Origin of the sequence: Chondromyces crocatus (genome assembly GCF_001189295.1) — a bacterium.
Classification (GTDB): Bacteria; Myxococcota_A; Polyangia; order Polyangiales; family Polyangiaceae; genus Chondromyces; species Chondromyces crocatus.
On sequence record NZ_CP012159.1, the window covers coordinates 3,037,850 to 3,062,091 of the forward strand.

Sequence of the window (24,242 nt, forward strand, 5' to 3'; positions counted from 1 at the left end):
GGAACTCATATGTGCTATGAGTGTTATTGTACCGGTGTTAGTGTGAATATGGTGAGGTGGTTGGTATGAATTTCTACTCCGGATGGGGATTTCGTGAAAGTCCGTTTCAAGTGTCCGCGCTCGCGGCCACAGATGAGGGGAGCCGGCTGTTCGTGGGACGCCTTGATTCTAGGCAAAAGCTCGAGATGCGCCTCGCTTCGGGAGACCGAATTGTGACTATTGAAGGTGTTAATGGCGTTGGTAAGACCAGTTTGGTGAATGTTGTTGCGTATCTGGCTTATAAAAAACATGTCGATGGTCGTGGTGGGCCTTTGTTGATTCCATGCGTCAAAGCATTTCAGTTGGATGCCGATAAAGAAAAGTCCGAGCTGGTGGCGGAGGTATACCAAGAGGTTGCGCAGTCTCTAATTCACTACGCGGAAGGGCTTCGAGCTGGTAAATTGGCAGATGGTATCAAGCCGGACGGTGCTCTTGCCAAATGGCTCAATTCGCCCTTGATAAGTAGTCGGACAGGGTCTGTCTCTCTTGGTCTGCCAACGATGGGTGGAGGCGGGGTCGGAATAGGAGTCGGAGGGAGTTTCAATACAACCGAAGGTTTTCGGGGCTCAGGTATTCAGAAGCTTATTAAAGACACGCTTGGTGTCATTTTTGCTGAGGCTGGCTCGGGGGGAGTTGTGTGCGTGCTCGACAATCTTGAACTCCTCCAGACTTCAGATGCCGTCCGTAAACAAGTCGAAGTTTTGCGTGATGAGCTGCTTACGGTGCCCGGGTTTCGTTGGGTCCTATGCGGTGCACCCGGTATTGTTCACGGTGTAGTCTCGTCTCCTAGGCTTCAAGGCATGCTCTATGATCCACTCGAAATTGCCGGTATCGAGCTTAAATCCTTGGAGGATGTTTTGAGTAGTAGATTGTCGGTGTTCGGTCAGTCTCAGGCTTATCTTCCAATTGGAACAATGGATTTTGTGTCGCTTTGTGATATCCTTAAAGGTAATCTAAGGGCCGTGCTAGGTATGGCGGATGATTACTGCCTTTGGGTGGCGGAGTCGGGGGAGCGTCCTGTGACAGATATTGACAAATCAAATTTGTTTAAGCAATGGTTGGACGATGAAATTGAAAAATATTTCAAATCGGCTGAATCTGAAGTGACGCAAACGGCATGGGGCGTGTTTGATAAGGCAGTGACAAAGGATGGAGGGTTTTCGCCGAGCTCGTTTGCTGAATTTGGATTTAAAAACCTTCAGGCCTTGCGTCCATACGTGAAGGATCTAGAGCGAGCAGGCCTTCTAGTTAGTACTACGGATGAGATTGATAAGCGAAGAAAGACAGTGTCTGTTACGCCTAAGGGTTGGCTTGTGAGTGAGGCACGTATTCGGTCTCAGAAATAATTGTGACTTGGAGTCAAAGGGCAGTCATTCATTTGGTTTTTGGTATCAGCGCGTCTAGAGGCTCATAAGGACACCTCAACCCATCGCGGACCAGGAGACGTCGCATGAAGGCTTATGAGATCGTGACAGCGGGTGGACCGGGCGAGTGGAAGCAGGTGGAGCGGCCGGAGCCCACACCGGGTCCGGGCCAAGCGCTGGTCCGCATCCGCGCGGTGTCGCTAAACTACCGTGACCTGCTCCTCGTGAGCGGGCGCTACCCGCAGCCGATCACCCGGCCGATCCTCCCGCTCTCCGACGGAGCGGGCGAGGTGGTCGCGGTGGGCGAGGGCGTGACGCGGGTGAAGGTGGGCGATCGGGTGATCCCGACCTTCTTCCAGACCCTGACGGACGGGACGGTGAGCATGGCCGAAGGGGGCACCAAGGCCCTCGGCGGAGGCGACAGGGACGGGGTGCTGGCGGAGCTGGTCGTCCTCGATGCGGAAGGGCTGGTGCATCTGCCCGAGCAGATGAGCTTCGAGGAGGGGGCGACGTTGCCCTGCGCGGCCGTGACGGCGTGGAATGCGCTGGTGCCGCAGGGGGGGCTCGTGGCGGGGCAGACGGTGCTCGCACAGGGGACGGGCGGGGTGTCGATCTTCGCGCTCCAGTTTGCGCACGCGCTGGGGGCGAAGGTGATCATCACCTCGAGCCAGGACGAGAAGCTCGCGAAGGCGAAGGCGCTCGGTGCGGACGGGACGATCAACTACCGGAAGCATCCCGACTGGGAGAAGGCCGTGCTGGAGCTGACGGGCGGCGAGGGGGTCGATCACGTCATCGAGGTCGGGGGCGTGGAGACGCTTCCCAGGGCGATCACGGCGACGCGCGCCGGGGGGCACCTCGCGCTGATCGGGCTGCTGAGCGGTAGCTTCGGGGCGCCGGATCCGGCAGCGGTCGAGGTGAAGAAGCTGAAGGTGGAGCTGGTGTTCGTGGGGAGCCGGGTGATGTTCGAGGCGATGAACCAGGTGATCACCACGCACGGGATCCGGCCGGTGATCGACCGGGTGTTCCCGTTCGAGCAGGCGGTGGAGGCGCTGCGCTACCTGGAGTCGGGGGCGCACTTCGGGAAGATCGTCATCACGGTCTGAGCCGACGCCTCGCGGCCTTCGCTTCGTCGCTCCGCCTACCGCGCCGTGGCTCGGCTCTCTGCGGCCTTCAGCACGGCGCTCCCCCAGGGGACCTCGCGCGCCATGTCGTCGGCACTGCCGAAGCCGTAGTAGCGCTTCGGTCCTCGGAGGGGGTCCTGGAGATCCAGGCACAGGCTGAAGGGGGGCTTCTCGTCGCAGTCCCGCACGGTGAACTTGCTCTCGGCGGACTTGCGGTCGTGCAGGAAGGTCAGCGCGACCTTGTCGCCCTGGCGCTCGAACTCGAACACCTCGAAGGCGGAGCGGAAGGCGGAGCCCTTCTCGAAGATGCCGATGCCGCCGGGGAGGAAGATCGCGATCTGCACCTCGTCCCGGGGCTTCTCGGGGTAGGTGTCGAACCAGACGCGCCCGAGGATGGCGCGTGGGCTTCCGGCGTCGCTGGCCTCGGTGGTGGTGTCACCGCCGAGCGTCTTGGCGAGGAGCGCGCCCGCGCCGAGCAAGACGACCAGGACCAGCGAGCACAGGGCGGTGAGGGGATGGCGTGCAGCGAGGGTGAGCAGTCGGCGGCGCATGGGGGGAGCGTAGCGCTGCTGCTCTCGCTGCGGAATTGGGAGCTGGCGGGAGGAACGAACGTCGGGGGGCGGGAGGAGCGGGATGGGGTAGGGGGGGCCGTCCGGTTCGTGTCCGACCTGCCGTCAGGCCAGCCGCACGCCGAGGAGTGACGGGAGGACCTCGCCGGCCTTGCCCTTGAAGAAGGCGCTGCACTCGTTGTTCACGGCGCTCGGCTCGACGTTGACCTCCGCGACGACGGCACCCAGCCGGCGCGCGATGGGGACGTAGCCTGCGGCGGGGTAGACGACCGCGGAGGTGCCGATCACCAGCATCAGATCGCAGCCGTCCACGGCCTCCTCCGCGGCGTCCAGATCGGCCCGCGAGAGCCGCTCGCCGAACCAGACGATGTGGGGCCGAATGACGCCGCCGCAGTGACACTGGGGGAGGTCGGTGGTCTCGAAGCGGCGCGCCACGAACTCGGGGTCGGGGGAGCCGCTCCCCTCGAAGGCGGGGGTGATGGGGACCGTGTGGTTCCACGTCACCTCCGCGCACTGGAGGCAGCGCACCTGCCAGAGGGAGCCGTGCAGGCGCACCACCCGCTCGGAGCCGGCTGCCTCGTGCAAGCCGTCGACGTTCTGGGTGATGAGGGTGAAGGTGCGGCCAGCCTCGCGGAACCGCGCTTCCAGCCTCGCCAGCGCCAGGTGACCTTCGTTGGGCTTGCACGTGTGCGCCACGGCGCGGCGGTGGTTGTAGAACTCCCACACCAGACCTGGATCGCGCTGCCAGGCTTCCGGGCTGGCGAGATCCGTCGCCTTGTAGCGCCGCCACAGCCCACCTGCATCGCGGAACGTGGGGACGCCCGACTCCGCAGAGACACCTGCGCCGGTGAGCACGGTGATCTTGCGGGCCTGGCGCAGCTTGTCCTGGAACTCCTTCCGGTTCAGTTTCTTCATGTCAACGCTCCACGTACCCCTTGCCCGTCTTCTCGTCGACGAGCTTTGCCGCCTCGCGGCGAGCGGCTTCCTCGCTGGCGGCTTCCTTGGTCTTGGACTGACCCGTGGTGCCGAGGCGGCCGTAGCGCACCGTGTACTGGCGGTTGGACACCTCGATTTCCCAGAACTTGGATGAGGTGCCGTCCGTGAACTCGAAGCGACGGGTGGAGCTGCTGGCTGCTGGCGTCGTGGGTTGCGACGAGGTCCCCGCGGGCGTGCCGGCAGAGGTGGGGGTGGTGCTGGTGGTGGGCGTTGCGCTTCCAGCACTCGCGGTGCTCGCGGAGCTGTCGGTGCTCGCGGAGCTGTCGGCGCTGGCTGAGCCGTCGGCGCTGGCTGAGCTGTCAGTGGTCGTTGCGCTCTCGGTACTCGCTGTGCTTGCGGTCTCGTCGAGGCTGTTCTTTTTGGTGTCTGCGCTCGCGCCAGGAGTCGCGCGGGCGGCCTTGCCTCCTTCGGCGAGTGTGTCGCTCGGAGGGTGGGGGACGGCGCGTCGCAGCTCGGCGTTGTCGGGGGGCCAGCGGATGTCGTCGCGCACGGCGACGTAGGAGGGGAACCGAGGCACGCCGGCGTCGGACAGCTCCTGGTAGCGGAACGTCACGATCGCGCCGCGTGGGGGCGGGGACGCGCGCTCCTTGTCCGAGAAGCCGGTCCCGACCGAGAAGCGGGTACCGTCGGGCAGCTCCACGAGGAGGGCACCAAGGCGGCCGGCGTGTCGCCCGGCGCCGGCTTGATGGTCGATGACCAGTGCTTCGGCGTCGAAGAAGCTCTTCACCTTGAGGAGTGTGATCGAGCGCCCAGGTTCGTAGCGAGAGCCTGGCTTGCGTAGCATCAAGCCCTCGCCTCCGAGGGCCTCCACGCGCGACAGCTCGGTGCGCAGGTGGGGGAGATCACGGCAGAGTTCGTGGTCGTGGGCCCTGGCGTGGGGGGCGCTCTGCGTGGCGAAGAGCTGCTTCAGGTGCTCGACGCGGTCTTCGAAGGGCGCGTCGAGGGCGGGCGCGTCGAACACCACGAAAGCGATCTCCTTCCAGTGATCGCTCTGGTCCTGGCGTCGGACGATGCTGATGGTCCGCTGGAATCGCTTGCGGCCACCCCAGAGTTCGCCGTCGAGAGGCGTGTCGGGCAGGCCTGAGGTGAACCAGGGCGGGGCGTGGTAGCGGTTGCCCAGCCGGGAGATGAAGGCCTTGCCGTCCCAGTAGGCCCGGACGCCATCGAGCTTCTCGCTCATCCACCAGCCGGAGAGATCCTGGGCATTGTCCCATGGATTCGCCAGGAGGAGCGGCGGCGCTTGCGCGGAGGAGGCGCTCGCTGCGGCCCGTCCGCCCGAGGCGCGTGACGCGCTGGTCGCGCTGGTGCTCGACGTGCCCGGGGTCGGAGCGCCGACCCGCGTGAGCTCCGCGGCCTCGCCGCGCAGGGCCTTCAGATGCTTGCAGGTTCGCTTGTCGATGGCGTGCGACTGATTGCGCCAGGCCGGGCACGTGCAGGAGTACACCTCGCCCACGTTGCGCAGCAGGTAGCGGGACGAGCCCGAGCCCTGCACCTCGATCGACTCTCCATCCTCCAGATCGGCCATGAGGTCTCCAGCGCGCGGGGCGATGCGCCCGTCCGCGGCACCCGCAGGAGACCACCATTGAAGGCGATTCGCCACGGTCTGTTCTGTGACGAAAATTGTGATTTGTTCGTGGCGCGTCTGTAGGCTCAAGCACTGGGAGGTGCCTTCATGGCATGTGGTGATTCTCGTCGCCGCGGGCTCCGCTCGCGAGTGTGGATCTCCTGGTTGGCCGCCGTCTGTGCGGCATTGTCGGCGCAGGGTCTCGGCTGCGCAGGAGGAGTCAGTACGGGGTTCGATGTCGCAGGGGAGGGGGGATCCGGGGGAAATGGGGGAAGCACGGCGAATGCCGGAGGGGGGAATGATGAAGGAGGGGGTGGGGGAGATCTGCTGGATCCCGGTTCCATTGGTGATGAGCCGGGGGATGGCTGCTCAGATGCGGCGCGATCCATCTACCTTCTAGGGCAGAGTGACACCTTGTATCGGTTCGATCCCGGTACCCTGGCGTTGACGACCATCGGGACCCTCGATTGTCCGCGGAGCGGCGGGCCTTCGTCGGCCTTTTCGATGGCGGTGGATCGCAAGGGGGTGGCGTGGGTCCTGTTCAGCAACCGCAAGCTCTATCAGGTGAATATCGAGACGGCGGCCTGTACGGCGACGGACTATCAGACCTATCAGCATCAGCTCAGCGTGTTCGGGATGGGGTTCGTCTCCAGAGGGGAGGGGAGTCAAGAGGAGACGCTCTACCTCGCCGATTACTTCGGGCGAGGGATAGCCTCCCTGGACACACAATCCCTGACGGTGGCCCCCATCGTCTCCTATGGGAACGAGCTGGGGTCGGCCGAGCTGACGGGGACCGGCGATGGGCGGCTCTTTGGCTTCTTCCGTGGCACGCCCGATTACATTGCCGAGGTGAACCCCGGTACGGGGCAGTTCCTCTCGAAGACGATACCCCCCGAGATCCAGATCGGTGCGGGGTGGGCATTCGCTCACTGGGGTGGGGACTTCTATCTGTTCACCAACCCGGGGGCAGATGGCACCAAGGTGGACAGGTACTCGCTGAACAGCGGCACGAAGACGACGGTGATGATGGGGATCCCCGACAACATCGTCGGCGCAGGGGTCTCGACCTGCGCTCCCCTGAAGCACCCGCAGTGACGTGACCTTCGGGTCGGGCCCTGCCTTCAACCTCGATCGACCTCGATTCCGGATGCCGGTGGACCCTGGCGCGTCGAAGAGACACACAGGACGCGCACGTCCCGTCCCGCGCCAGTCCAAGCGGATGAGCAGGGGGCCTCTGGAGAGCCAGAGGAAAGGCTCAGTCGCGGTAGAGAGCCGTGTTGTCCGGCACCTCGCGGAGGAAGCGCTCGCGCCAGTCCGGATCGCTGATCCGCGCCGCCCTCGCCTCCAGTCTGCGGCGGGCCTCGGCGCGCACGTGTTCCGCTTCGGTCAGCTCTCCTGCGGCGGCGAGGGCGTCGGCGCGTGCGCGCCAGACCAGGGACTCTCCTTCCTCCAGCCCGCCGGCGGCCTGGAGCTGGGCGAAGGCTTCGCCCGTGAGGCCCAGCGCTTCGGGCGCGCGTCGCTGCGCGAGGAGGGCCGATGCGAGCACGGCCAGCGCGAACGCGCGCAAGGGGGGGGCGACCACGAGCAGGTCCACGGCGGAGCGGGCCTCGTGCTCGGCGGCGGCGAGCTTGCCGGCGCGCAGGGCGATGCGCGCCAGGTAGGCGTGCGACATCCCCTGCATCCGGGCGACGCCCTGCTCGCGGAACGCTTCCAGGGCTTGCTGCTGCAAGCGTCGCGCTTCTTCGAGCTGGTTGGTCTGGGCCAGGGTCAGACCCAGGTTCTGGCGGACGACGGGGGCCAGGTCGAAGAGGCCCATCCGCTCGGCCTCGGTGAGCGCGGCGCGGAGCGCGCCTTCGGCGCCCTCGAAGTCGCCCAGCTCGGACAGCGTGTAGCCGAGGTTGCCCTGGATGGTGCAGGCGTTGCGCCGATCGCCGGTCTGCCCGAAGGCGAACAGCGCCGCCTCGAATCCGGCGAGGCCCGCCCCGGGATCGCCGCCCGCCATCGCGCGCAGCGCGTACGCCTGGTGGAGCACGCCGAGCGCCTGGCCGTCGACGGCAGGCGGATCCCCCGTCAAGCTCGTCCCCCGCTCGAGAAGGGCCTCCGCCGCCTCGAACCTGCCGCTGAACACCAGCTCGCTCGCGCAGAAGGCCAGGCACACCACCTGCGCGCTCAGCGCACCGGGTAGCGGGGGAACCTCGGTGGCGGGGACGATCCAGTCGTCCAGTCGCTCCGAGGCGCCTTGCTTGCTCGCCGCTGTCGCTCCGTGGGTCAGCGCGCGGTACCAGGCGGCGGACCCGCGTGACAGGAGCTGCGCTGCCTCGCGGGCGCTCGCTTCGGCTCGTGGAAGCTCGCCTCGCCACAGAAGCGCCTCGGCGGCGACGAGCTGGAGCTCGCCCAGCGTGGTCCCCGTCGCTCCGCACGCGATGCCTCGCTCGGCCCGGCGCAAGGCCGCTGCCAGGTCGTTGCCGCGCAGGGTGGCCTCGGCCGCCTCCACGAAATACGCGCCCGCCCGGTGGCGCTCGTCGCCACGCTCGAAGTGCTCCGCCAGTGCGATGGGCTCGCCCTTCCCTTCGCGCTCGAGCCAGGCGCCCGCCAGCCGGTGCCCGAGCTGCCGGTCCGCCTCGGTGAGCATGCTGTACGCCGCCTCGCGCTCCACCTCGTGGCGGAAGGCGTACAGCGGCTCGGTGGGCTTTCCGTCGCCCTTCGTGGGCCTGAGGCTTCCCTCGGCGACGGGCGTCCGCCGCACGATCAGCTCGCGCGCCACCAGATCATCCATCCGGTGTGCCGTGGTCGATCCCCCGAGCAACGCCTCGACGCCGCCCGTCCAGAAGCTATCTCCGAACACACTGGCTGCGCGAAGGATGCGCCGCGCCTCTGGATCGAGCGCGGAGAGGCGCGCCTGGGCCATGGCGAGCACCGTCTCCGGCAGCCGCTCACCTTGCCCCTCGGACACGGCGCGGATCAGCTCCTCGAGGTACAGGGCGTTGCCTCCCGAGCGCTCGATGATCGCTTGCGAGAGGTGGGCCGGGATCGCGTCGCCGAGCACGTCGCGCACCAGCCGCTCCGAGGCGCGACGGGGCAGGGGACCGAGGGCGATCGGCTCCACCTGCCGGCCCACCCACAGCTTGGGGAACTGCTTCTGCACCTCGGGCCGGGCCAGCGCGAACACCAGGAGGGGCTGGTCGGCCAGGTTGCGCAGCGCCGAGTCGAGCAGCGTCACCGTGGGGAGATCACCCCAGTGGAGATCCTCCAGCACCAGGATCACCGGCTGTGACGCGCACGCGGCGCGCAGGAGGTCCTCGGCGGCGCGGCGGATCTGGTCGCCCATCAGCACGGGGTCGCGCCGCGCCGTCTTGAGCTGCGGGCTCAGCTCCTCGGGGAAGGGCGTCCCGATCAGCTCACCCACGAAGCTGGCGATGCGCTGCGCTTCGATCGCAGGGAGTGCGCCCAGGCGTGAGAAGATCCGCCGACGTCGCTCCGCGAGCGACTCCTCCCCGCTGATCCCCAGCGCGTAGCGCATCGCGCGCGCCAGCAGGCCGAACGCCGCGCCGCCGCCCATCGGATCACCGCGCCCGAGCCACACCTCGATCGGCTCGCCGCGCTCCTTCAGCCGCTGGAGCAGCTCGTGGCGCAGGCGCGACTTGCCCGCGCCGGCCGGTCCGGTGACCAGCACGGCCGCTGCCGTAGGCGTGTCCGCGCAGTAGGCGAACGCCGCTTCGAGCTGCGCCAGCTCCCGCTCGCGTCCCAGGCAGCGCGTCGGCTTGCCGAGCAGGGCCCGCGAAGGCTCGGTTCCGTCGCGCTCTCCGTGCAGCGCGGGCCCCCCGCCCTCGCGGGTCACGTCGAACCCCTGCCCGAGCAGGCGCGCCGTGAGATCGTCGATGGCCACCGGGCTCGCCGTGTCCGGATCCACGGCCGTGGTCAGGAGGGACACGGCCCGATCGATCAGCTCCCCGACGGGCAGCCGCGCCTCGATCTCCGCCCGCCCCGTCACCAGCGACACCGGGGCGCCTTCGAGCACGGCCCGGATCGCCAGGGCGCAGCGCGCCGCCCGCGAGACCAGGTCCGTCGGGGCTTCGTTGCTCGTCATCACCACGAGCAACGCCCCATCGGCCAGCGACTCCAGGCGTCCCTGGTGCCGCTCGGCTGCCGCGCGGAGGGCGCGCGTGCGCCGTGCCGCGTCGGCTTCGCGGCTGCGCCGCGAGCTGACCGGGCCATCGTGGGGCGACTTCGAGCTGGAGGCGGCGTCGCGCACCAGCACCAGCGACATCAACCGCCGCTCGTTGGCCGTGAGCACGAGCGCGGGCTCTGCGGGCGGCGCGCGCCAGCCGATCCGTGCGGCGCTCGCGGGGGCTCCCAGGCCCTCCAGCTCCACCGCCACCGCGTCGCCGTCCCGTGGCCGGAGCTGTCGGGCCTTCGACAGCATCCGCGCCACGAGCGCGTCCAGCTCCACCGGGATGCCGGGGTGCAGATCGCGCGTCCGCTTCGGCTCCTCCAGGAGCACCTTGAGCGTGAGGGCCAGCGCGTTCTCTCCGTGGAACGGCTCCTTCCCCGTCAAGCAACGGAAGAGCACGCAGCCCAGTGAGAACACGTCGGCCCGCGCATCCACGTCGGGCTCGTTGCGCGCTTGCTCCGGGGCGGCGTAGCCCGGGGTCCCGATGACCGTCCCCTGGCGTGCGGGCCGCGCTGCCGCTCCAGGGACGCGCGCCACGCCGAAGTCCAGGATCACGGGCCGCTCCAGCGAGCCTTCCGTCAGCAGGATGTTCGTTGGCTTCAGATCCCGGTGGACCACGCCCGCGCGGTGCACCGCTCCCAGCGCCACGGCCACGCGCGCCCCGAGCGACAGCGCCTCGGGCACCTGCAAGGGCCGCTTCGCGAGGCGCGACGCCAGCGTCTCACCATCGAGCCACGTCGTCGCGATCCAGGGCTCGCCCGCTTCGGACGCTCCGTGCGCCACGTACCGGGCCACCCCGGGGTGGTTCAACCCGGCCAGGGCTTGCACCTCCCGGCTCTGCCGTTCGGCGCTGTGCTCGTTGCTCGGCAAGAGCTTGATGGCGATGCGCTCCGAGCCCTTCGCCGGGATCGCGTCCCGCGCATCACGCACTTCGCGCGCCTCGAAGAGCCTGTAGCCGCTGCCCGCGCCCACGGGACGCAGGATTTCGAACCGGCCTCCCAGGATCCGACCATCACGCATGTGCGGGACGATTATCGGAAGACGCGAGCCGCGCGTCGAGAGGCACGACTTCTTTCCGTCCTCTTCGTGTCCACGTCGCCCCAGTTCCGTCCTACCATGCGCCTGCGCATGCAGACGGGAGAGCTGGTAGCTGGTCGCTTCGAGATCGTCCGCCACGCCGGCTCGGGTGGGATGGGCGCCGTGTACAAGGCGCGCGACCGGGAGACGAGCCAGCCGGTAGCCGTCAAGGTACTCCACGGCCACAGCGCCGCCCACGCCGAGCGCTTCGCCCGCGAAGCCCAGCTCCTGTCCGAGCTGCGCCATCCGGGCATCGTCCGCTTCGTCGGCAGCGGCGTCACCGCCCAGGGCGACGGCTTCATCGTCATGGAGTGGCTCGAGGGCGAGAGCCTCTCCGCCCGCTTGAAGCGCGGCCCCCTCTCCGTGGCCGAGGCCATCCAGCTCGGCGTCCGCGTCGCCGACGCCCTCCGCCCCGCCCACGAGCGCGGCATCGTCCACCGCGACCTCAAGCCGCCGAACCTCTTCCTCGAAGGCGGCACCATCGAGAAGCTCAAGGTGCTCGACTTCGGCATCGCCCGCATCCTGGAGCCGGGCCAGAAGCTCACCATCACGGGCCAGATGATCGGCACCCCGGGCTACATGTCGCCCGAGCAGGCCCGCGGTGACCAGAGCGTCGACGCCCGCACCGACGTCTACGCCCTCGGATGTGTGCTTTACCGCGCCCTCACGGGCCGCCGCGTCTTCGAGGGCGAAGACCCCGTCTCCGCGCTCATCAAGGTCACCGTCGAGGAACCCCCGCGCGCTGCCGTCTACCGCCCCGAGGTTCCCCCCGCGCTCGACGACCTCGTGGCGCGCATGCTCGCCATCTCTCCTCTCCGTCGTCCTCGTGATGCCACCGCCGTCCTCTCCGAGCTGCTCGTCATCGGCGGCTTCCAGGACGGTGAGACGGCGATCGCCCCCTCCACCGGCCCGCGCGCGGTCGGCCCGGCGGGCAGCTTCGCCTCCATGCAGCCGTCGAGCTTCAGTCCGGCTCCCCCTCCCGGTGGGGGCACCGCCTCCGCCGCGCGGGCCGCATCGCCCGTGCAGCCCGCATCCCCCATCGCCGCGCAGCCGACAGGCCATCCTCCTCACGCATCGGTCTCGGTCGTCGGACCGCCCAGCGTCGTTCCCACGCCCACCATGGCGAGCGCGTATGCCCAGCCTTCCGCGAGCGGCTACGGCCCCGCGTACGGACCACCCCACGGCCCCCCGCACGGCCCGCCCCTCACCGGTCATGGCTCCTCGCACGGTGCGGGCTACTTCACCGGCCATCCCTACCCGGGAGCGCCTTATGGCGCCGCCCCTCCGCAGACCCCGCCTCAGACCAACAAGGCCATGGTCTTCGGCCTCGTCGGCGCCGTGGGGGCTTTGCTCGTCGTCCTCTTCGGTGGCGTGCTCCTCTTGCTCATCGCCCCTGCGTCTTCCCCGGGCTCCTCCTTCGGGGGAAGCTCCGCCGTCTGCCCTGGCGAGCGCTGCCTCGCGTTCGAGGTCCCCGACCCTTCGCGCGCCGACGCCGTGAAGCTCCTCCCCGCCGTCCGCAAGGTTGCCCGCGAGATCGAGCCCACCGCCGAGCTGGTGCTGCTGTCGCTCGTCAACGGGAGCCGGGAGGGCCTCATCGACACCAAGGACCAGCGCCAGATCGTCCAGTACCACTTCCAGAATGCCCAGCGCGACAGCCGCTTCTACCTGTGGCTCGGTGATGGTCGCCTGGTGATGAGTCGCTCGACGGCCGTCCCCACCCAGCTCCCCCTGGCCGATCCGTCTTGCTCCATGCCGGCCATCATCCGCGCGGCGGGGCTGAGCGAAGGCTATTCGACCGCGACCTTGCTCGACAGTGCAGGCGGCTTCGGTCCCACCTTCATGATCGCCGGCGCCCAGGGCAACGCCTTCATCGACCCGCGTGCGTGCACCCCCAAGAAGATGTTCTAGCCGGTGGGCGTCTCTCTGAAGCGAGACTCGAAGCGTGACGTGCTCGACGGCGCCCGACGCGCGGGGTCTCTCGTCGTCTTGGCGGCCCTGCTCCTCGCCTGCTCACCGGCGCAGCCTCTGGCCTCGACGCCTGCGGACCCGGCGCACGCGACGACGCTCCCCCTCACACCACCCCCGAGCACGAGCGCCTCCCCGCTCGCCGCCCAGCCCTCGAGCGTCCCCTCCACCAGCGCGCTCCCCCCTGCGCTCCAGCCCTCCTTCTCCCTCTCCCCGTCACCTCTCGCCCTCGACGCGCTCCCCACAGTGCCCGTCGTGTGGGCTCGCCCCATCCAGGGAGGTTCCCCGACCCGCCTCCACGCTCCCGCGGGTCCCTCCGTCCTCGTCTTCGACCCCGCGGGCGCGCTCCTTCTCGTCGACGCCCTCACGGGCAACCCCCGCTGGACGCGCAAGCCTCCTCCTGGCGAGACCTGGACCTCCTTCGACGCTGACCCCGAGCGCGGCGCCGACATCCTGATCGTCCAGGGCCACGACACCAGCAACCAGCGCATCCTCCACCGCCTCCGCGTCGCCGACGGCAGCACCCGCTGGCGCAAGGCCCTCCCCGGCCTCGTGGACGCCGACCTCCAGCGCGGCGCCGTACGCCTCACCGTGCGTGAGCGCTGCACCGCGCGGTTTCTCCACCTCGACACGGCCGCCTCCCTCGGCCCCGAGCGCGAGGGTGTCTGGATCGAAGAGGCTGGCTTCGAAGACCTCCCCCCCTCGACCCTCTGCGACCACGCCGTCACCGCCCACGGCTTCCATGCCGGCGTCCTCACCGTCTCCTCGCCGGACGTCGGCCCTCCGAGCGCCAGCTTCGGCCGCCTCGAAGGCTTCGGCCTCGCCGACACCCCCCGCTGGTCCCACCCCCTCGCCTCCCCGTCGGCGCAGTCGGTGCTTCTCGACGCCAGCAGCGCCGTCTTCGCCGACCTCGACGACCGACCGCATCACCGCCTCCAGCGCATCTTCCGCATCGAGCTCGCCACCGGAAAGCCCCTCTGGCAAGCCCCGGTCCCTCACGACCCTGCGTGCACCGACGCGCGCGCTGCCGTCCGCATGCGCCTCGTCCCTGGCCCTCCAGCCCACGACCCTGCCCTCCTCGTGCCTCGCTGCGGCGCCACCGAGCTTCGCGACGCCCATACCGGCCAGCGCCTCTGGGAACTCCGCACACCTGACCTCGTGCTCGTCGACGGCGAAGGCCTCGAGAAGCAGAGCCTCATCGGCCACGGGCCTCTGGGCGTGCAGTGGGTCGCTCCCGACGGCACCTTGCGCGAGCACGTCGTTCTTCCCGCTGGCATCCGCGACATCACGCCGCTCCGGGACGGCCTCGGCCTCAGCAGCCAGGGTCTCGATGTCGTGGCCGTCATCGACCGGACGGGCACCCCCCGCTTCCAGCACCGACTTCCCTCCGCCACCTTCACCCTCGTCGACGACCGCATCGCGCTCCTCTCCGGGCAAACCCAGCTCCTCATCGACCCGGCGAGCGGTGACGCCGTGGCGCTCCCCTTCGACTCTCCCTGGATCCTCGGCCGCGTCCCTTCCAGCGACCTGTGGCTCACGACGCGACCCGGCCCGCCGAGGCTGGTGGCGGTGCGCCTGCCGCGATGACGAGGACGAGCACTTCACCGAACACGAACCCCGCAATGGCTACGTCAACCTCGGATGGTCCCATGCGACCTGTGAAAAGGAGCCTTCACCAGCTTCGGAGACTCGGGAGGTCCAGCCTTCGCTGGCGGGTACGACTCGAGCTGCGTACTCGGAGTCGCCGTTTCAGAGGTGCTCCCCCCCGGAACTCCTTCGACGGAGGCGTGCAAGGGAATTGGTGATGCGTATCATACCAGGCTCGACACCAGTGACATTGGCCACTGGCTATTGAGCAATGCAGCCGATCCCACGGTGACCACCTGCCTCCATTACAGATAGAGCCGCCTCCTCAGCGGGATGGATCCCCGGTGCCGGGGATCTCTCCCACCTCCAGACGCAACGCGCGTCAGCCTCGGAGCGGCGAACCCTGTCGCCGAAGTCGCACCTTGGAGCCTATCTCCACCGCGGGGCAGGCTCTTAACGCGGGCTCCTGCCTCGTGTACTTTCCCTTGCATGAACCGACACCTTCCCTTGTGCCTCGTGCTTCTCACCGCCGTGGCCGGGGCGACCTCCCTCGGGGCCTGTTCGTCCGACAACGGTGGCAACACCAGCAGCAACACCACCGCGGGCAACCCGGGCGGCACGGGCACCGGCGGCGCTGGGGGTGCAGGTGGCGGCTCCACCAGCTCGAGCGGCGAAGGTGGAGACATCTTCAGCAGCGGCGCCACCACCACCACCACGGGCTCCCCCGAGATCTGTGACGGCATCGACAACGACGGCGACGGCATCATCGACAACGTCGACGTCGGCGGCGACGGCATCTGCGACTGCCTCGCCATCGCCACCCTCGGCGTGCGTGGCAGCGCCGGCATCGGCGACGTCTTCAACACCTGGCTCAACGACCGCAGCGACAACGGCGCCATCGACCTCAACGACGCCGTGCTGACCCCCCAGCTCCTCGCACCCTACCAGGTCATCGTCGCCCAGAACCTCTCCCAGATCGGCCGCGCCTACAGCCCCGACGAGATCGCCGCCCTCGAAGGCTGGATCCGCAACGGCGGTGGCCTCATCACCCTCATCGGCTACGCCGACACCTCCGAGCGCACCAACGTCAACTCCCTCCTCGCTCCCTTCGACGTCAGCTACGGCCCCGAGCCCATCCTCCCCAAGCAGGGCGGCACCACCATCCCCATCACCGACTGGACGACCCACCCCACCACCGCGGGCGTCAGCGCCGTCGGCTTCGACAACGGCTACCCGGTCAACGGCGATGCCGAGGTCATCGCCACCAAGGATGGCTGGGTCGTCGCCCGGGCCAAGACGATCAACGAAGGCCACCTCTTCCTGTGGGGCGACGAGTGGATCACCTTCGACAGCGAGTGGCAGGACCACCCCGAGTACCAGGTCGAGCACTACTGGGTGAACCTCATCAAATGGCTCACCCGCGAGAGCGAGTGCCAGGTCCCCATCCCGCCCCAGTGACGCGCTTCCGCGTCGTGGCGTCCCTCGTCACGTCGCCGCGTCCTCGCGGTCAGCTGCCCCTTCTCGCCTTCTTCCCCGCCTCGCGCGCACCCCTCGAACCCTCCCGCCGCTGACCTGCAGAGCCGTGTCGCCCGCCGGGCGGGCTCGGTGCGCTGAGCGTGTTCACTCCACGTTCACCCAGGGCTGAGGGTTAGTTAGCCGTTGCGCTAAGTGTTGGCTGGTGATACTCAACTTCGTGGAACAGCATTCAGAACAGCTCAGCGACATCTTCCAGGCGCTTGCCGATCCCACACGCCGTGCCGTGCTGGGGCGATTGTGCAAGGGCCCTGCGAGCATAAGCGATCTGGCAAAGCCATTCGACATGGCATTGCCGTCCTTCATGAAGCACATCCAGCTCCTCGAAGGCAGCGGATTGATCCAGAGCCGCAAGGAAGGTCGCGTGAGGACCTGTGCCATCGAGACGACGCAGTTCGCTGCGATCGAGGCATGGCTGTCCGCTCAACGCGAGCTCTGGGAAGGCCGCACCGACAGGCTCGAACGGTTCGTCACCATCGCCCCGAGAAAAGAGAGAAACCACATGAATCGCTCTTCGAATGCAGAACTGGACCTGACGATATCGCGCATCATCAAGGCGCCTCGCTCCATCATCTGGAATGCCTGGACCGACCGCGCGAGCTTCGAGCAATGGTGGATCCCGGCGCCGGCCAGATGCAAGGTGCTGGAGATGGATCTGCGCCCGGGCGGCGCGCTCGTGACCCAGATGAGCGAGAACGGTGGTGATTTCATGCCGCACCTGAGCGGCTGTTTCCTCGAAATCGTCGACGGCGAGCGGATCGTCTTCACCAATGCGCTGGTCGGCGGCTTCCGGCCTGCCGAGCAGCCCTTCATGACGGCCGTCATCACCCTGCGAGACCACCCGGCGGGCACCGACTACGTGGCCCACGTGATGCACAAGAGCCCAGCCGATCGAAAGATGCACGAAGAGATGGGCTTCTTCGACGGCTGGGGGACCTGCCTGGAGCAGCTCGCCACGCTCGCCGAGCGACGTGCATGACCAGCGCTCGCCCCCTGCGCCGGCACCATCCCGGCAGACCGACCTTCGCCTGCGCCTGGACGCGCTCCCGCGCATCTCGCCAGCCCCGCCTCCCTCGGTCGCCCCCGATCTGCTAGAAGCGACGCCATGCTCCCCGCGCTGCTCGTCGCGCTCTGCGTCCTCCTCCGCGTCGTCCCTCACCCCCCGAACTTCGCCCCCGTGGGTGCCACGGCGGTGTTCGCCGGCCGCACGCTGAAGCCCTGGATGGCCTTCCTCCTCATCGCCGTGTCCATGCTCCTCGGCGACCTCGCCCTGGCCCGGCTGCACGGCCACAGCGCCCTCAGCCTCGTCACCCCCTTCGTCTACGGCGCCTTCTTCCTGCAAGCGCTGCTCGGACGCGCGCTCCGGTCGAAGAAGGGGGGGGCCATCGGCGCAGCCCTCCTCGGCTCGTTCACCTTCTTCGCCCTCTCGAACCTCGGCGTGTGGCTCGCGGGCTCGATGTACCCGCCCACGGTGGCCGGCCTGGGCGCCTGCTACCTGGCGGCGCTCCCGTTCTTCGGTGGCACCTTGCTCGGCGACCTCCTGTGGACCGTGGCCCTCTCCGCCGCCTACCGCCCCCTCGCGGCGCGCCTCGAGTCGCGTCCCCACTGGGTGCCCGTCCCCACCCGCGAACTCGCCTCCGTCTGACCTCGACCCACGGCGCCCGCCCTCGCTAGCCTCGTCACGCCGGTCTCTCTCCAGGGGGAACCGGGAGCCCTGCCCACCGACAAGGAAAATTCATGTCCACATTGCTCGGCGAGATCCAGTTCAGTGAGATCGTGCTCGACGGCGAGGAACCTCACATCAGAGGCTGGTTCATCAGCCGCTACGACAAGCGCCTCTGGACGAGCCATTTCGAGAACTGGGGAGCCCTCGCCCTCGTCGACGCCTACGCCACCCTGCTCGGGCTGACGAAGACCGACGAACAGATGCGCGCACTCATCAGCGAGGTGCACTTCGCGACCACCGAGGGCGATAGCTCTGACTTCTTCATCCACCTCGTCCCCGAGACCGCTGCCTCCCTCAGCGATCTCACCCCTTCCCACTGGGAATCCTACCTGCTCGGCTGACTCCCTTGGGCGCGGTCAGCCCCCCTGGTGGCCCATCGTGACCTCGGAGGCATGACGTGACTGCCAGGGGGCAGGCGCCCTCCCAGGGCCCCGCAGCCCAGGACTGCGCCACGCCGCGAGGCGCGGAGCCCGGCGCGCTGCCCCGAGAGCACAGCAAAAACCGATTGGAGTCTTTCTGACACGGCGCGCGCCGTAGGGCGGCAGGGGCGCGGCACGGCTTCTGCAATCCACCGCTTCACGAACTTTCCCGGAGCGCTGCCCTTCCTCGGCGCTCCGGCTCGTCGTGCGTGACCGCCTGCTGAAGGGGTCCGTGCAAGGAGACTCGGCTCATGTTTGCTTCGAAGCTTTTCCAGGGAATTGCCGTTGCTTTTGCGGTGGGAGCCAGCGGCTGCATCACGATCCCGGAGGTGGACCTGAGTGGCTTGCTCGATGGTTCGAGCATCACCGTGCAGGCCGATGGCCGCGCCGATGGAAAGACCACCGTGCAGGCGTGCGTGCGGGTGAGCCTGTCCCTGGGATGCGACGGAGATGGCTCGATCGTGGCGGCGAGCGAGGGGCAAGCGGTGGCCCTGGCCAGGGAAGCGCTGCCGGACGAGGAACTCTTCCTGGCGCCGCGCGGAGAGCTCGACGGGAGCGCAGAGGGCAAGGAGATCGTGATCGCGTACGACGGGTACGTGCAAGCACCCGGATCACGCGTGGTGCTTCCGCTCCCTTTCACGATCACCGGGCCCGTGCAGACGAACGAAGATACTCTGGTCTTGCAATCCAGCGACGCTCTCCCGCTGACGTGGGAGCCCGCGCTAGGGGACGACGCCATGGCGTGGTCGGTATCGGGGACCTGCGCTGGTGATGACGGGGAAGAGAGTTCGGTGTTCAGGGAGTTCTCGATCAGCCACGACGAAGGGGACCTGGCGCTGAGTGTCTTGGATTTCGGGCTCCCAGCGGGGAAACGCTGTGAGCTGGTGCTCGATCTGCTGCGGCAGGCAGACGGATTGGTGGATCCCGCCTTCATGCCAGGAGCGAGCGTCGTCCGGGGACGACAGGTGCGGTCCCTCTCGCTGGTCGTCGAGCCCTGAGCCCCTCTGCGACGCTCGCGGTCCCCTGGCTGGGGAGCCTTTGAACTGAGCGAAACACGTCTGTCGATCGCACAGAGAAGCGGCTCCGAACACCGTCTCCCCCGAAACCTTCCTCAATGCCTCGGTGATTTTGCGCTGTAATGACCAGCTCTCGCGCGCAATGTGACCGCCATGAGCAACAACCCGAGGCCTGCGAACCCTGCATCATTCCCCGTGACCCTTCCAAGAGCGCATCCGCCGGAAACATGATCGACGGAGGTCTCGACAAAGGTGACGTCCGCTTGGGTGCACGGGGAGCGGACGGTCGACCCTTCCTCGAAGCCCATTTCTCCATGGTTCTGTGATGAAGGGCCGCTCGTCCCCATACTCCCGCACTCTGCTTCCCCCGTCGACTGGCAGATCCCTTCGGCGCAAGCATTGGAGATGCACTCGCTATCGTTCCGGCACGACGCGCCATCCGTCAGTGCATGGCCCATTTCGAATACGTAGGCCGACCCCATGTCATGACCGGCTCCATCCCGTTTCGGAGCAGACGCCACGATCGTATTGCCCGAGATGCCCACGGCCGCCCCCGTCTCGTCCCTCGGAGCGCCGTCGTCGGCCACGAACTTCCCGAACTCGGTCCATGTCGCGTCCTCTCGGACGAAGACATAGCCAGCGCCGGACCACGTTCCTCGATCGTCTGCCTGTGGTGCTCCCACGACCAGCTTGTCACCCGAGACCGCCAACGACGCGCCGAATGCATCACCGGTGACACCATCGCCCGCCACGAGCTTGCTTTGTTCCGTCCAACCACGCTCGTCACGGGCGTACACATAGACGGCCCCTGACCCTGGTGTTTTCCCGTCGGCCAGGTAAGTGCCGACAAACGCCGTATCGCCCTCCAGGGCGACGGGATGACCAAAAAACGTGGATTCCGCCCCGTCTCCCGCCGTCAGTTTCGTCTCTTGGTGCCAGCCATCCTCGTGCTTCGTGAATACGTAGGCTGCACCCGACGAGTCTCCCTGATCGTCGCTGCCGTCGGCTCCGATCAGGATCGTACGGCCGGAAATCGCTACAGAAATGCCCACCCGATCATGGTGTCTGGCATCCGCTGGTACGAGACGCGCCTGTTCTTGCCAGGAGTTTCCGGTGCGACCAAAAACATAGACGGCGCCGGTCTCATTGCCTTCATGGCGTGCCTGAAATGCGCCAACTACGGCGGTATCTCCGTCGATGGCCACGCTGTACCCGAACAGGTCGAGCGACATGCCATCACGACCGACCAGCTTGGCTTCATGGATCCATCCACCGTCGCGGTGGGTAAAGACATGTGCAGCGCCTGGGAAACGAAGACCATCATTCGTCAGCGGAGCCCCGACCAGCGTGGTGTTGCCCGAGAGGGCGATGGAGAACCCGAAGTCGTCTCCAGCGTGGCCATCCACTGCCAGCAGTTCCGCTTCTTCGAGCCAGCCGGTGTCCGTTCTGAGAAAAGCGTGAGCCGCCCCCTTCCTGTTGGCGGCTTTTCGAGCACCGACGACGAGCCGATTGCCCGATAAGCTGACCGAGGAGCCGAACGCGCCAAATTCTTCTCGGTACTGGGGGTGGAGAGCGAAAATGTTGCTGAACACGTGACCCCCCTGTGTGGTTAGGCATTCCGTGTCGTGACTGGCTCGTCGGCGCTTTGAGACTGAAGAAGACCAAGGGGTGGGACGGATGCGAGCAGAACGTCACCCGATCCTCACACTGGAAGTTCAGCCCCGTGGCGAATGGAACAAACGTCAGCGTCGGTCGAGACCGATGCCAATGCTAACGACACTCATTCAACGATACCGTGTGAAATCACGCTGTGTCAACTGTGACAACGGTTTCGGCTGCGGGCCGATGAACGTGAGATTTCGTTGGTGCGAACTGTGGCCATGTTGAAAACGTTCCGTCTCATGCCCTCGGCGTTTCGATGCTTCGATGCGGCCCCAGCCGTATTGCGCCCAGTGTCGAAAAACCGCAGGAATCAAGAGCTGTTGCCCATGCTCGTCACGCATCGCCAGGCAGAAGCATCCGGTCCGATGACCACAGAGGCATCGCAGGAGCGATGCCCACCGTCCTGACCATTGTGCAGGGGCGCGAAAGTCTGCCACTGGTATCGACCAGGTAGATGCATTGTTTCGAGACTCCTCCGAGCGACGGTAGCTCCGCGCTTCACTTCGCCTTCATCATGATCGAACCATTCGAATCCATGCTCGACCAGTAGATGGCATGGTCATCCAGAGCGATGGCCATGGGCTGCATCATTCCATCCGCGATGACGTGGGTCGTCCCCCCCTTCAGGGGGATTCGTGAGAGCGACCCCTGGATGACATCGATCCAGTAGACATGTGTGTCATCCACCGCAATACGTTCAGGAGAGCCCAGGGATGCAGCGATCTTCGTCGCCTCGCCACCTGCTGTCGGCACCGTCAGCACGGTGCCACTCGTCGCATTGACCCAGTACACTTGCGATGCGCGGACGACGAGGTCGATGGGACCATCCAGCATCGTGACGAGATTGGTGAACCCTCCACCCCCGAGCGGTTGTTTCCGCAGGGCTCCTCCGCTGAAGCTCGTCCAGTAAAGAAGTGATGCATCGACCGCGAGGGCGCTGGCAGTCCCCTGCTGCATCACCATGGTTGCCGTGGAGCCACCAGCGAGCGCCTGCCGAGCAATCGTATTGGTCCCGAAGCAGCTCCAGTACACATTGTTTTGGTCGATCTGGATTGCATGCGGTGTCGACTGCCCTGACGCGATCACCTCCGGGCTACCGTCTGCCAGCGCCAGCTTCATGACCGTGCCGCCGGTACGATTGGTCCAGACGATGTACGCGCCGTTCGCGGCGATGCGGAAGGGGCCAGCTTGACCGGAAGCGATCTCGGTGGGCGTTCCACTCGCATGCCGCTTGCGCAGGATACGGCCGCCCGTCCTGTCGACCCAGTAGACGTTCTGAGGGTCGACGACGATCGATTGGGGCTCCCCTTGATCCATGGCGAGAAGGACCTGCCGGCACATGCCAGCTTCACATGCACCACCCAGGCAATCGTGACCGCAAGCGCCACAGTTGCTTTCGTCGGTCGAGACATTGACACACCGGCCATTGCAATCCGTCGTCGGGGAGCTGCACGCAACCCCGCCGCTGGAGGACGTGGATCCGCTGCCAGATGCGCCGCTTCCCCCCTCTCCAGTGTCCGTGGTCTCGCTCCCTGTCGTCTCGGATTCCGGCTCTCCATCGGGTTTGTGTACGCCCAGATCGGGGGCACAACCCATCGTGAGCCAGGAGCCGCTCACCAGCGCGGTCACCAGAGCCATCCAACCTGTCGTCGTGAGGCTGGTAGCGGGCTTCATGGCATCCTCGAGAGCTGGACCTTGATGCCGCGGACGATGCCATCGTCGAGTGCGACGAAAAGGCCACCTCTGGGCTCGCCGAGCGTGCTCGTCACCTCGAAGTGATAGTAAGGAACGAGCGGCGAGTTGCAGTGCGCGTCATGCAGCTGCGGATCCCAGGTGAGACGACCTCCCTCGAGCATCTCGTCGGCCATCAGCGTCGCTGTCGCACGAGCGCGTGCTTCGTGCTCGCTGAGCCCTGCGAAGGGCAAGAGACGCGAGGGGGCATGAATCTGCTCCACGGCGCCGTCGGCCGCCGAGAGCTGCACCATGGCCGAGATGGCTCCGTCATATGCCAGGATCGGCACCAAGAAATAGTCCCAGGCATCGCCCGACGGCGTTCGGCCATGCACTTCCCACGCAGGGCCTGCCATGCCTTTTTCCAGCGCAGCCCAGGTGATGGGATCGTCGTCGATCCCGGCGAGGAAAATGGCGTCCCATACCCTCTCCTCTGCAATGTGCACATCCATCTTCTTTCCGGGTTCGAGGATGCCCGGCAACGGAACGGGAATGAAGGTGGGGCGCGGCAGGCCCTTCCCCTCATCCATCACATGCTTCGGGGGATCGTAGGAGATGAGAAACTTGTTTCTGAAGGGGTCGAATGGACCGACACCGCCAAGGACCTGGTAGTACATCTTTCGCCAGGTCTGTCCGCTCGCCGTCCTGATGCCGTCGAAGTAGCTATCGCCTGCAGCATCACTCTGATCGCCGGGACCGGAATCGAAGAAGTTCAGCTTCGACAGCTCGTTCCCATTCATTTCGATTTGATAGACGGTTCCCCAGTGGTCCACATGACCATAGAGCGGAACGATTGCGGGCGAATGATAATATTTCAGACCACTCACCAGAGCCTGGATGGCTCTGTGCTGCTCGTTTTGACCGTAGGCGATGTTGAGCCAGTTCTGGTCGAAGACCTCGCCGAGGGCCTCCACCAGGCCTTTGAAGTCGCATTGCTCTGGCCACGTCGAGTTCGGGTGGGACCGCCCCGCGCAATGTTGGAGCACGACAGGTTCCATCCCGTGGACGTTCACGTCGCCGAAGAACTTCGCCCCCATCAGCCCTGCCGCGACGAGGCTGCGGCTCGTGTTGCCTCCAAGCGAACCGTTGATTTCGGAGGCTGCGCTCGTGGGTGGATAGTTGGCGGTGTAGACGACGACGTTGGCCAGTGCTGGTGCCGAGCTCAGTACTGGCGCTGCGAGAGAGATGGCGACGATCAACTTGGCAAGATGCATGAGCTGCTCCTCATGGCGCGAGGTTGACGAGGGTAAGCATTCCGTCATCGCGGTCTTGACGCAGCTCACTACCCGCGGAATGGGGTGGCTCCAGGTCCTCGGGAATGGGTAATACGACAGGCTTCGCCAGGTCATGGGGCCGCCTGCTTCGCCCGCAAAGCTCACTGCGAGACAACGCTGACGACACGACCTCGTAACGACGGCGGACGGAGCACCCAGCTCGTCGCCTTGTGGCAGCATCGAGCCTGCCACGTGACCATGGGTCGCTCACGAACCGCGGTAACGGTGTGTCGGCTCCGGGGCATCTCATGATCATTGCGAGCATCTGGGTCCGAGAAGGGTTCTCAGGAAATTGCAGCGTGAAGGCCCACCTGTGGTGTGTGGAGACTAACGATCTGCTTCCGGGAGAGGCAAAGGGATTTGCTGGTTCCTTGGTGGGGGTGATTGGGCGACAGTGTGTATGGACAGACCACAATGGGGTAATGGAC

Annotated in this window: 17 protein-coding genes and 2 pseudogenes; 11 read left to right on the forward strand and 8 right to left on the reverse strand. The window is 66.7% G+C overall.

What is annotated here, in order from left to right; translation table 11 throughout:
* Positions 1 to 65 precede the first annotated feature (65 nt).
* On the forward strand, positions 66 to 1,385 hold the full coding sequence (locus CMC5_RS42335) for a winged helix DNA-binding protein (protein ID WP_082362391.1): 1,320 nt from the start codon (positions 66 to 68) through the stop codon (positions 1,383 to 1,385).
* Between the two features lie 104 nt (positions 1,386 to 1,489).
* The gene (locus CMC5_RS11340; protein ID WP_050430418.1) at positions 1,490 to 2,506 is read left to right on the forward strand and encodes a zinc-dependent alcohol dehydrogenase family protein; all 1,017 of its coding nucleotides are present in this window, start codon (positions 1,490 to 1,492) and stop codon (positions 2,504 to 2,506) included.
* A 35-nt stretch (positions 2,507 to 2,541) separates the two neighbouring features.
* Here the strand turns inward: CMC5_RS11340 and CMC5_RS11345 are convergent, their stop codons facing one another.
* From CMC5_RS11345 to CMC5_RS49115, 4 genes and pseudogenes are all read right to left on the reverse strand, one after another.
* A complete protein-coding gene (locus tag CMC5_RS11345; RefSeq protein ID WP_050430419.1) occupies positions 2,542 to 3,075 on the reverse strand; it encodes a hypothetical protein in 534 nt (177 codons plus the stop codon).
* A 123-nt stretch (positions 3,076 to 3,198) separates the two neighbouring features.
* Entirely contained in the window at positions 3,199 to 4,008 is an 810-nt protein-coding gene (locus CMC5_RS11350) for an SIR2 family NAD-dependent protein deacylase (RefSeq protein WP_050430420.1), read from the reverse strand.
* Position 4,009: 1 nt separating this feature from the next.
* On the reverse strand, positions 4,010 to 4,579 hold the full coding sequence (locus tag CMC5_RS49110) for a WGR domain-containing protein (RefSeq protein WP_425394832.1): 570 nt from the start codon (positions 4,577 to 4,579) through the stop codon (positions 4,010 to 4,012).
* Positions 4,568 to 5,614 (reverse strand): annotated as a pseudogene (locus tag CMC5_RS49115) (DNA ligase); the annotation flags it as partial. The gene CMC5_RS49110 and the pseudogene CMC5_RS49115, both read right to left, overlap by 12 nt.
* 453 nt (positions 5,615 to 6,067) lie before the next feature.
* On the opposite strand from CMC5_RS49115, the gene CMC5_RS11360 reads away from it, so the two are divergent.
* Positions 6,068 to 6,748, forward strand: a complete 681-nt coding sequence (locus CMC5_RS11360; protein ID WP_156338457.1) for an NHL repeat-containing protein — start codon at positions 6,068 to 6,070, stop codon at positions 6,746 to 6,748.
* Between the two features lie 160 nt (positions 6,749 to 6,908).
* On the opposite strand, the gene CMC5_RS11365 is transcribed toward CMC5_RS11360, so the two are convergent.
* The gene (locus tag CMC5_RS11365; protein WP_050430422.1) at positions 6,909 to 10,844 is read right to left on the reverse strand and encodes a protein kinase domain-containing protein; all 3,936 of its coding nucleotides are present in this window, start codon (positions 10,842 to 10,844) and stop codon (positions 6,909 to 6,911) included.
* A 108-nt stretch (positions 10,845 to 10,952) separates the two neighbouring features.
* Here CMC5_RS11365 and CMC5_RS11370 point away from each other — a divergent pair, with 108 nt between their 5' ends.
* The 8 genes and pseudogenes from CMC5_RS11370 (at position 10,953) to CMC5_RS11400 (ending at position 19,129) form a co-directional block, all read left to right on the forward strand.
* The gene (locus CMC5_RS11370) at positions 10,953 to 12,809 is read left to right on the forward strand and encodes a serine/threonine-protein kinase (protein ID WP_169796513.1); all 1,857 of its coding nucleotides are present in this window, start codon (positions 10,953 to 10,955) and stop codon (positions 12,807 to 12,809) included.
* Positions 12,810 to 12,812: 3 nt separating this feature from the next.
* Entirely contained in the window at positions 12,813 to 14,453 is a 1,641-nt protein-coding gene (locus CMC5_RS11375; protein ID WP_050430424.1) for a hypothetical protein, read from the forward strand.
* Positions 14,454 to 14,942: 489 nt separating this feature from the next.
* Positions 14,943 to 15,911: a type 1 glutamine amidotransferase family protein gene (locus CMC5_RS11380; RefSeq protein WP_156338459.1), complete on the forward strand. Its 969-nt coding sequence runs from the start codon at positions 14,943 to 14,945 to the stop codon at positions 15,909 to 15,911.
* A 235-nt stretch (positions 15,912 to 16,146) separates the two neighbouring features.
* Positions 16,147 to 16,461 (forward strand): annotated as a pseudogene (locus CMC5_RS48925) (ArsR/SmtB family transcription factor); the annotation flags it as partial.
* Positions 16,462 to 16,488: 27 nt separating this feature from the next.
* Positions 16,489 to 16,965 carry an SRPBCC domain-containing protein gene (locus tag CMC5_RS48930; RefSeq protein WP_050435849.1) on the forward strand — a complete coding sequence of 159 codons (477 nt, stop codon included), beginning with the start codon at positions 16,489 to 16,491 and terminating at the stop codon, positions 16,963 to 16,965.
* Between the two features lie 126 nt (positions 16,966 to 17,091).
* Entirely contained in the window at positions 17,092 to 17,631 is a 540-nt protein-coding gene (locus CMC5_RS11390) for a DUF6580 family putative transport protein (RefSeq protein ID WP_050430426.1), read from the forward strand.
* A 92-nt stretch (positions 17,632 to 17,723) separates the two neighbouring features.
* Positions 17,724 to 18,053, forward strand: coding sequence for a hypothetical protein (locus tag CMC5_RS11395; RefSeq protein ID WP_050430427.1), 330 nt, complete (start codon positions 17,724 to 17,726; stop codon positions 18,051 to 18,053).
* Between the two features lie 329 nt (positions 18,054 to 18,382).
* Positions 18,383 to 19,129, forward strand: coding sequence for a hypothetical protein (locus CMC5_RS11400; RefSeq protein WP_156338460.1), 747 nt, complete (start codon positions 18,383 to 18,385; stop codon positions 19,127 to 19,129).
* A gap of 113 nt (positions 19,130 to 19,242) precedes the next feature.
* Here the strand turns inward: CMC5_RS11400 and CMC5_RS11405 are convergent, their stop codons facing one another.
* The 3 genes from CMC5_RS11405 to CMC5_RS11415 form a co-directional block, all read right to left on the reverse strand.
* Positions 19,243 to 20,739 (reverse strand): FG-GAP repeat protein, encoded by a 1,497-nt coding sequence (locus tag CMC5_RS11405; protein ID WP_050430429.1) that lies wholly within the window; start codon positions 20,737 to 20,739, stop codon positions 19,243 to 19,245.
* A 568-nt stretch (positions 20,740 to 21,307) separates the two neighbouring features.
* A complete protein-coding gene (locus CMC5_RS11410; protein WP_082362392.1) occupies positions 21,308 to 22,483 on the reverse strand; it encodes a hypothetical protein in 1,176 nt (391 codons plus the stop codon).
* The gene (locus CMC5_RS11415; protein WP_156338461.1) at positions 22,480 to 23,889 is read right to left on the reverse strand and encodes a hypothetical protein; all 1,410 of its coding nucleotides are present in this window, start codon (positions 23,887 to 23,889) and stop codon (positions 22,480 to 22,482) included. Before CMC5_RS11415 ends, CMC5_RS11410 begins: the two co-directional genes overlap by 4 nt.
* Positions 23,890 to 24,242: the final 353 nt, after the last annotated feature.

What these genes read in the sequence shown, in the direction of transcription:
- CMC5_RS42335 (WP_082362391.1), top strand. Translation starts at nt 66, where the DNA reads ATGAATTTCTACTCCGGATGGGGATTTCGTGAAAGTCCGTTTCAAGTG.
- CMC5_RS11340 (WP_050430418.1), top strand. Translation starts at nt 1,490, where the DNA reads ATGAAGGCTTATGAGATCGTGACAGCGGGTGGACCGGGCGAGTGGAAG.
- CMC5_RS11345 (WP_050430419.1), bottom strand. Translation starts at nt 3,075, where the DNA reads ATGCGCCGCCGACTGCTCACCCTCGCTGCACGCCATCCCCTCACCGCC.
- CMC5_RS11350 (WP_050430420.1), bottom strand. Translation starts at nt 4,008, where the DNA reads ATGAAGAAACTGAACCGGAAGGAGTTCCAGGACAAGCTGCGCCAGGCC.
- CMC5_RS11365 (WP_050430422.1), bottom strand. Translation starts at nt 10,844, where the DNA reads ATGCGTGATGGTCGGATCCTGGGAGGCCGGTTCGAAATCCTGCGTCCC.
- CMC5_RS11370 (WP_169796513.1), top strand. Translation starts at nt 10,953, where the DNA reads ATGCAGACGGGAGAGCTGGTAGCTGGTCGCTTCGAGATCGTCCGCCAC.
- CMC5_RS11380 (WP_156338459.1), top strand. Translation starts at nt 14,943, where the DNA reads ATGAACCGACACCTTCCCTTGTGCCTCGTGCTTCTCACCGCCGTGGCC.
- CMC5_RS48930 (WP_050435849.1), top strand. Translation starts at nt 16,489, where the DNA reads ATGAATCGCTCTTCGAATGCAGAACTGGACCTGACGATATCGCGCATC.
- CMC5_RS11390 (WP_050430426.1), top strand. Translation starts at nt 17,092, where the DNA reads ATGCTCCCCGCGCTGCTCGTCGCGCTCTGCGTCCTCCTCCGCGTCGTC.
- CMC5_RS11395 (WP_050430427.1), top strand. Translation starts at nt 17,724, where the DNA reads ATGTCCACATTGCTCGGCGAGATCCAGTTCAGTGAGATCGTGCTCGAC.
- CMC5_RS11400 (WP_156338460.1), top strand. Translation starts at nt 18,383, where the DNA reads ATGTTTGCTTCGAAGCTTTTCCAGGGAATTGCCGTTGCTTTTGCGGTG.
- CMC5_RS11410 (WP_082362392.1), bottom strand. Translation starts at nt 22,483, where the DNA reads ATGAAGCCCGCTACCAGCCTCACGACGACAGGTTGGATGGCTCTGGTG.
- CMC5_RS11415 (WP_156338461.1), bottom strand. Translation starts at nt 23,889, where the DNA reads ATGACCTGGCGAAGCCTGTCGTATTACCCATTCCCGAGGACCTGGAGC.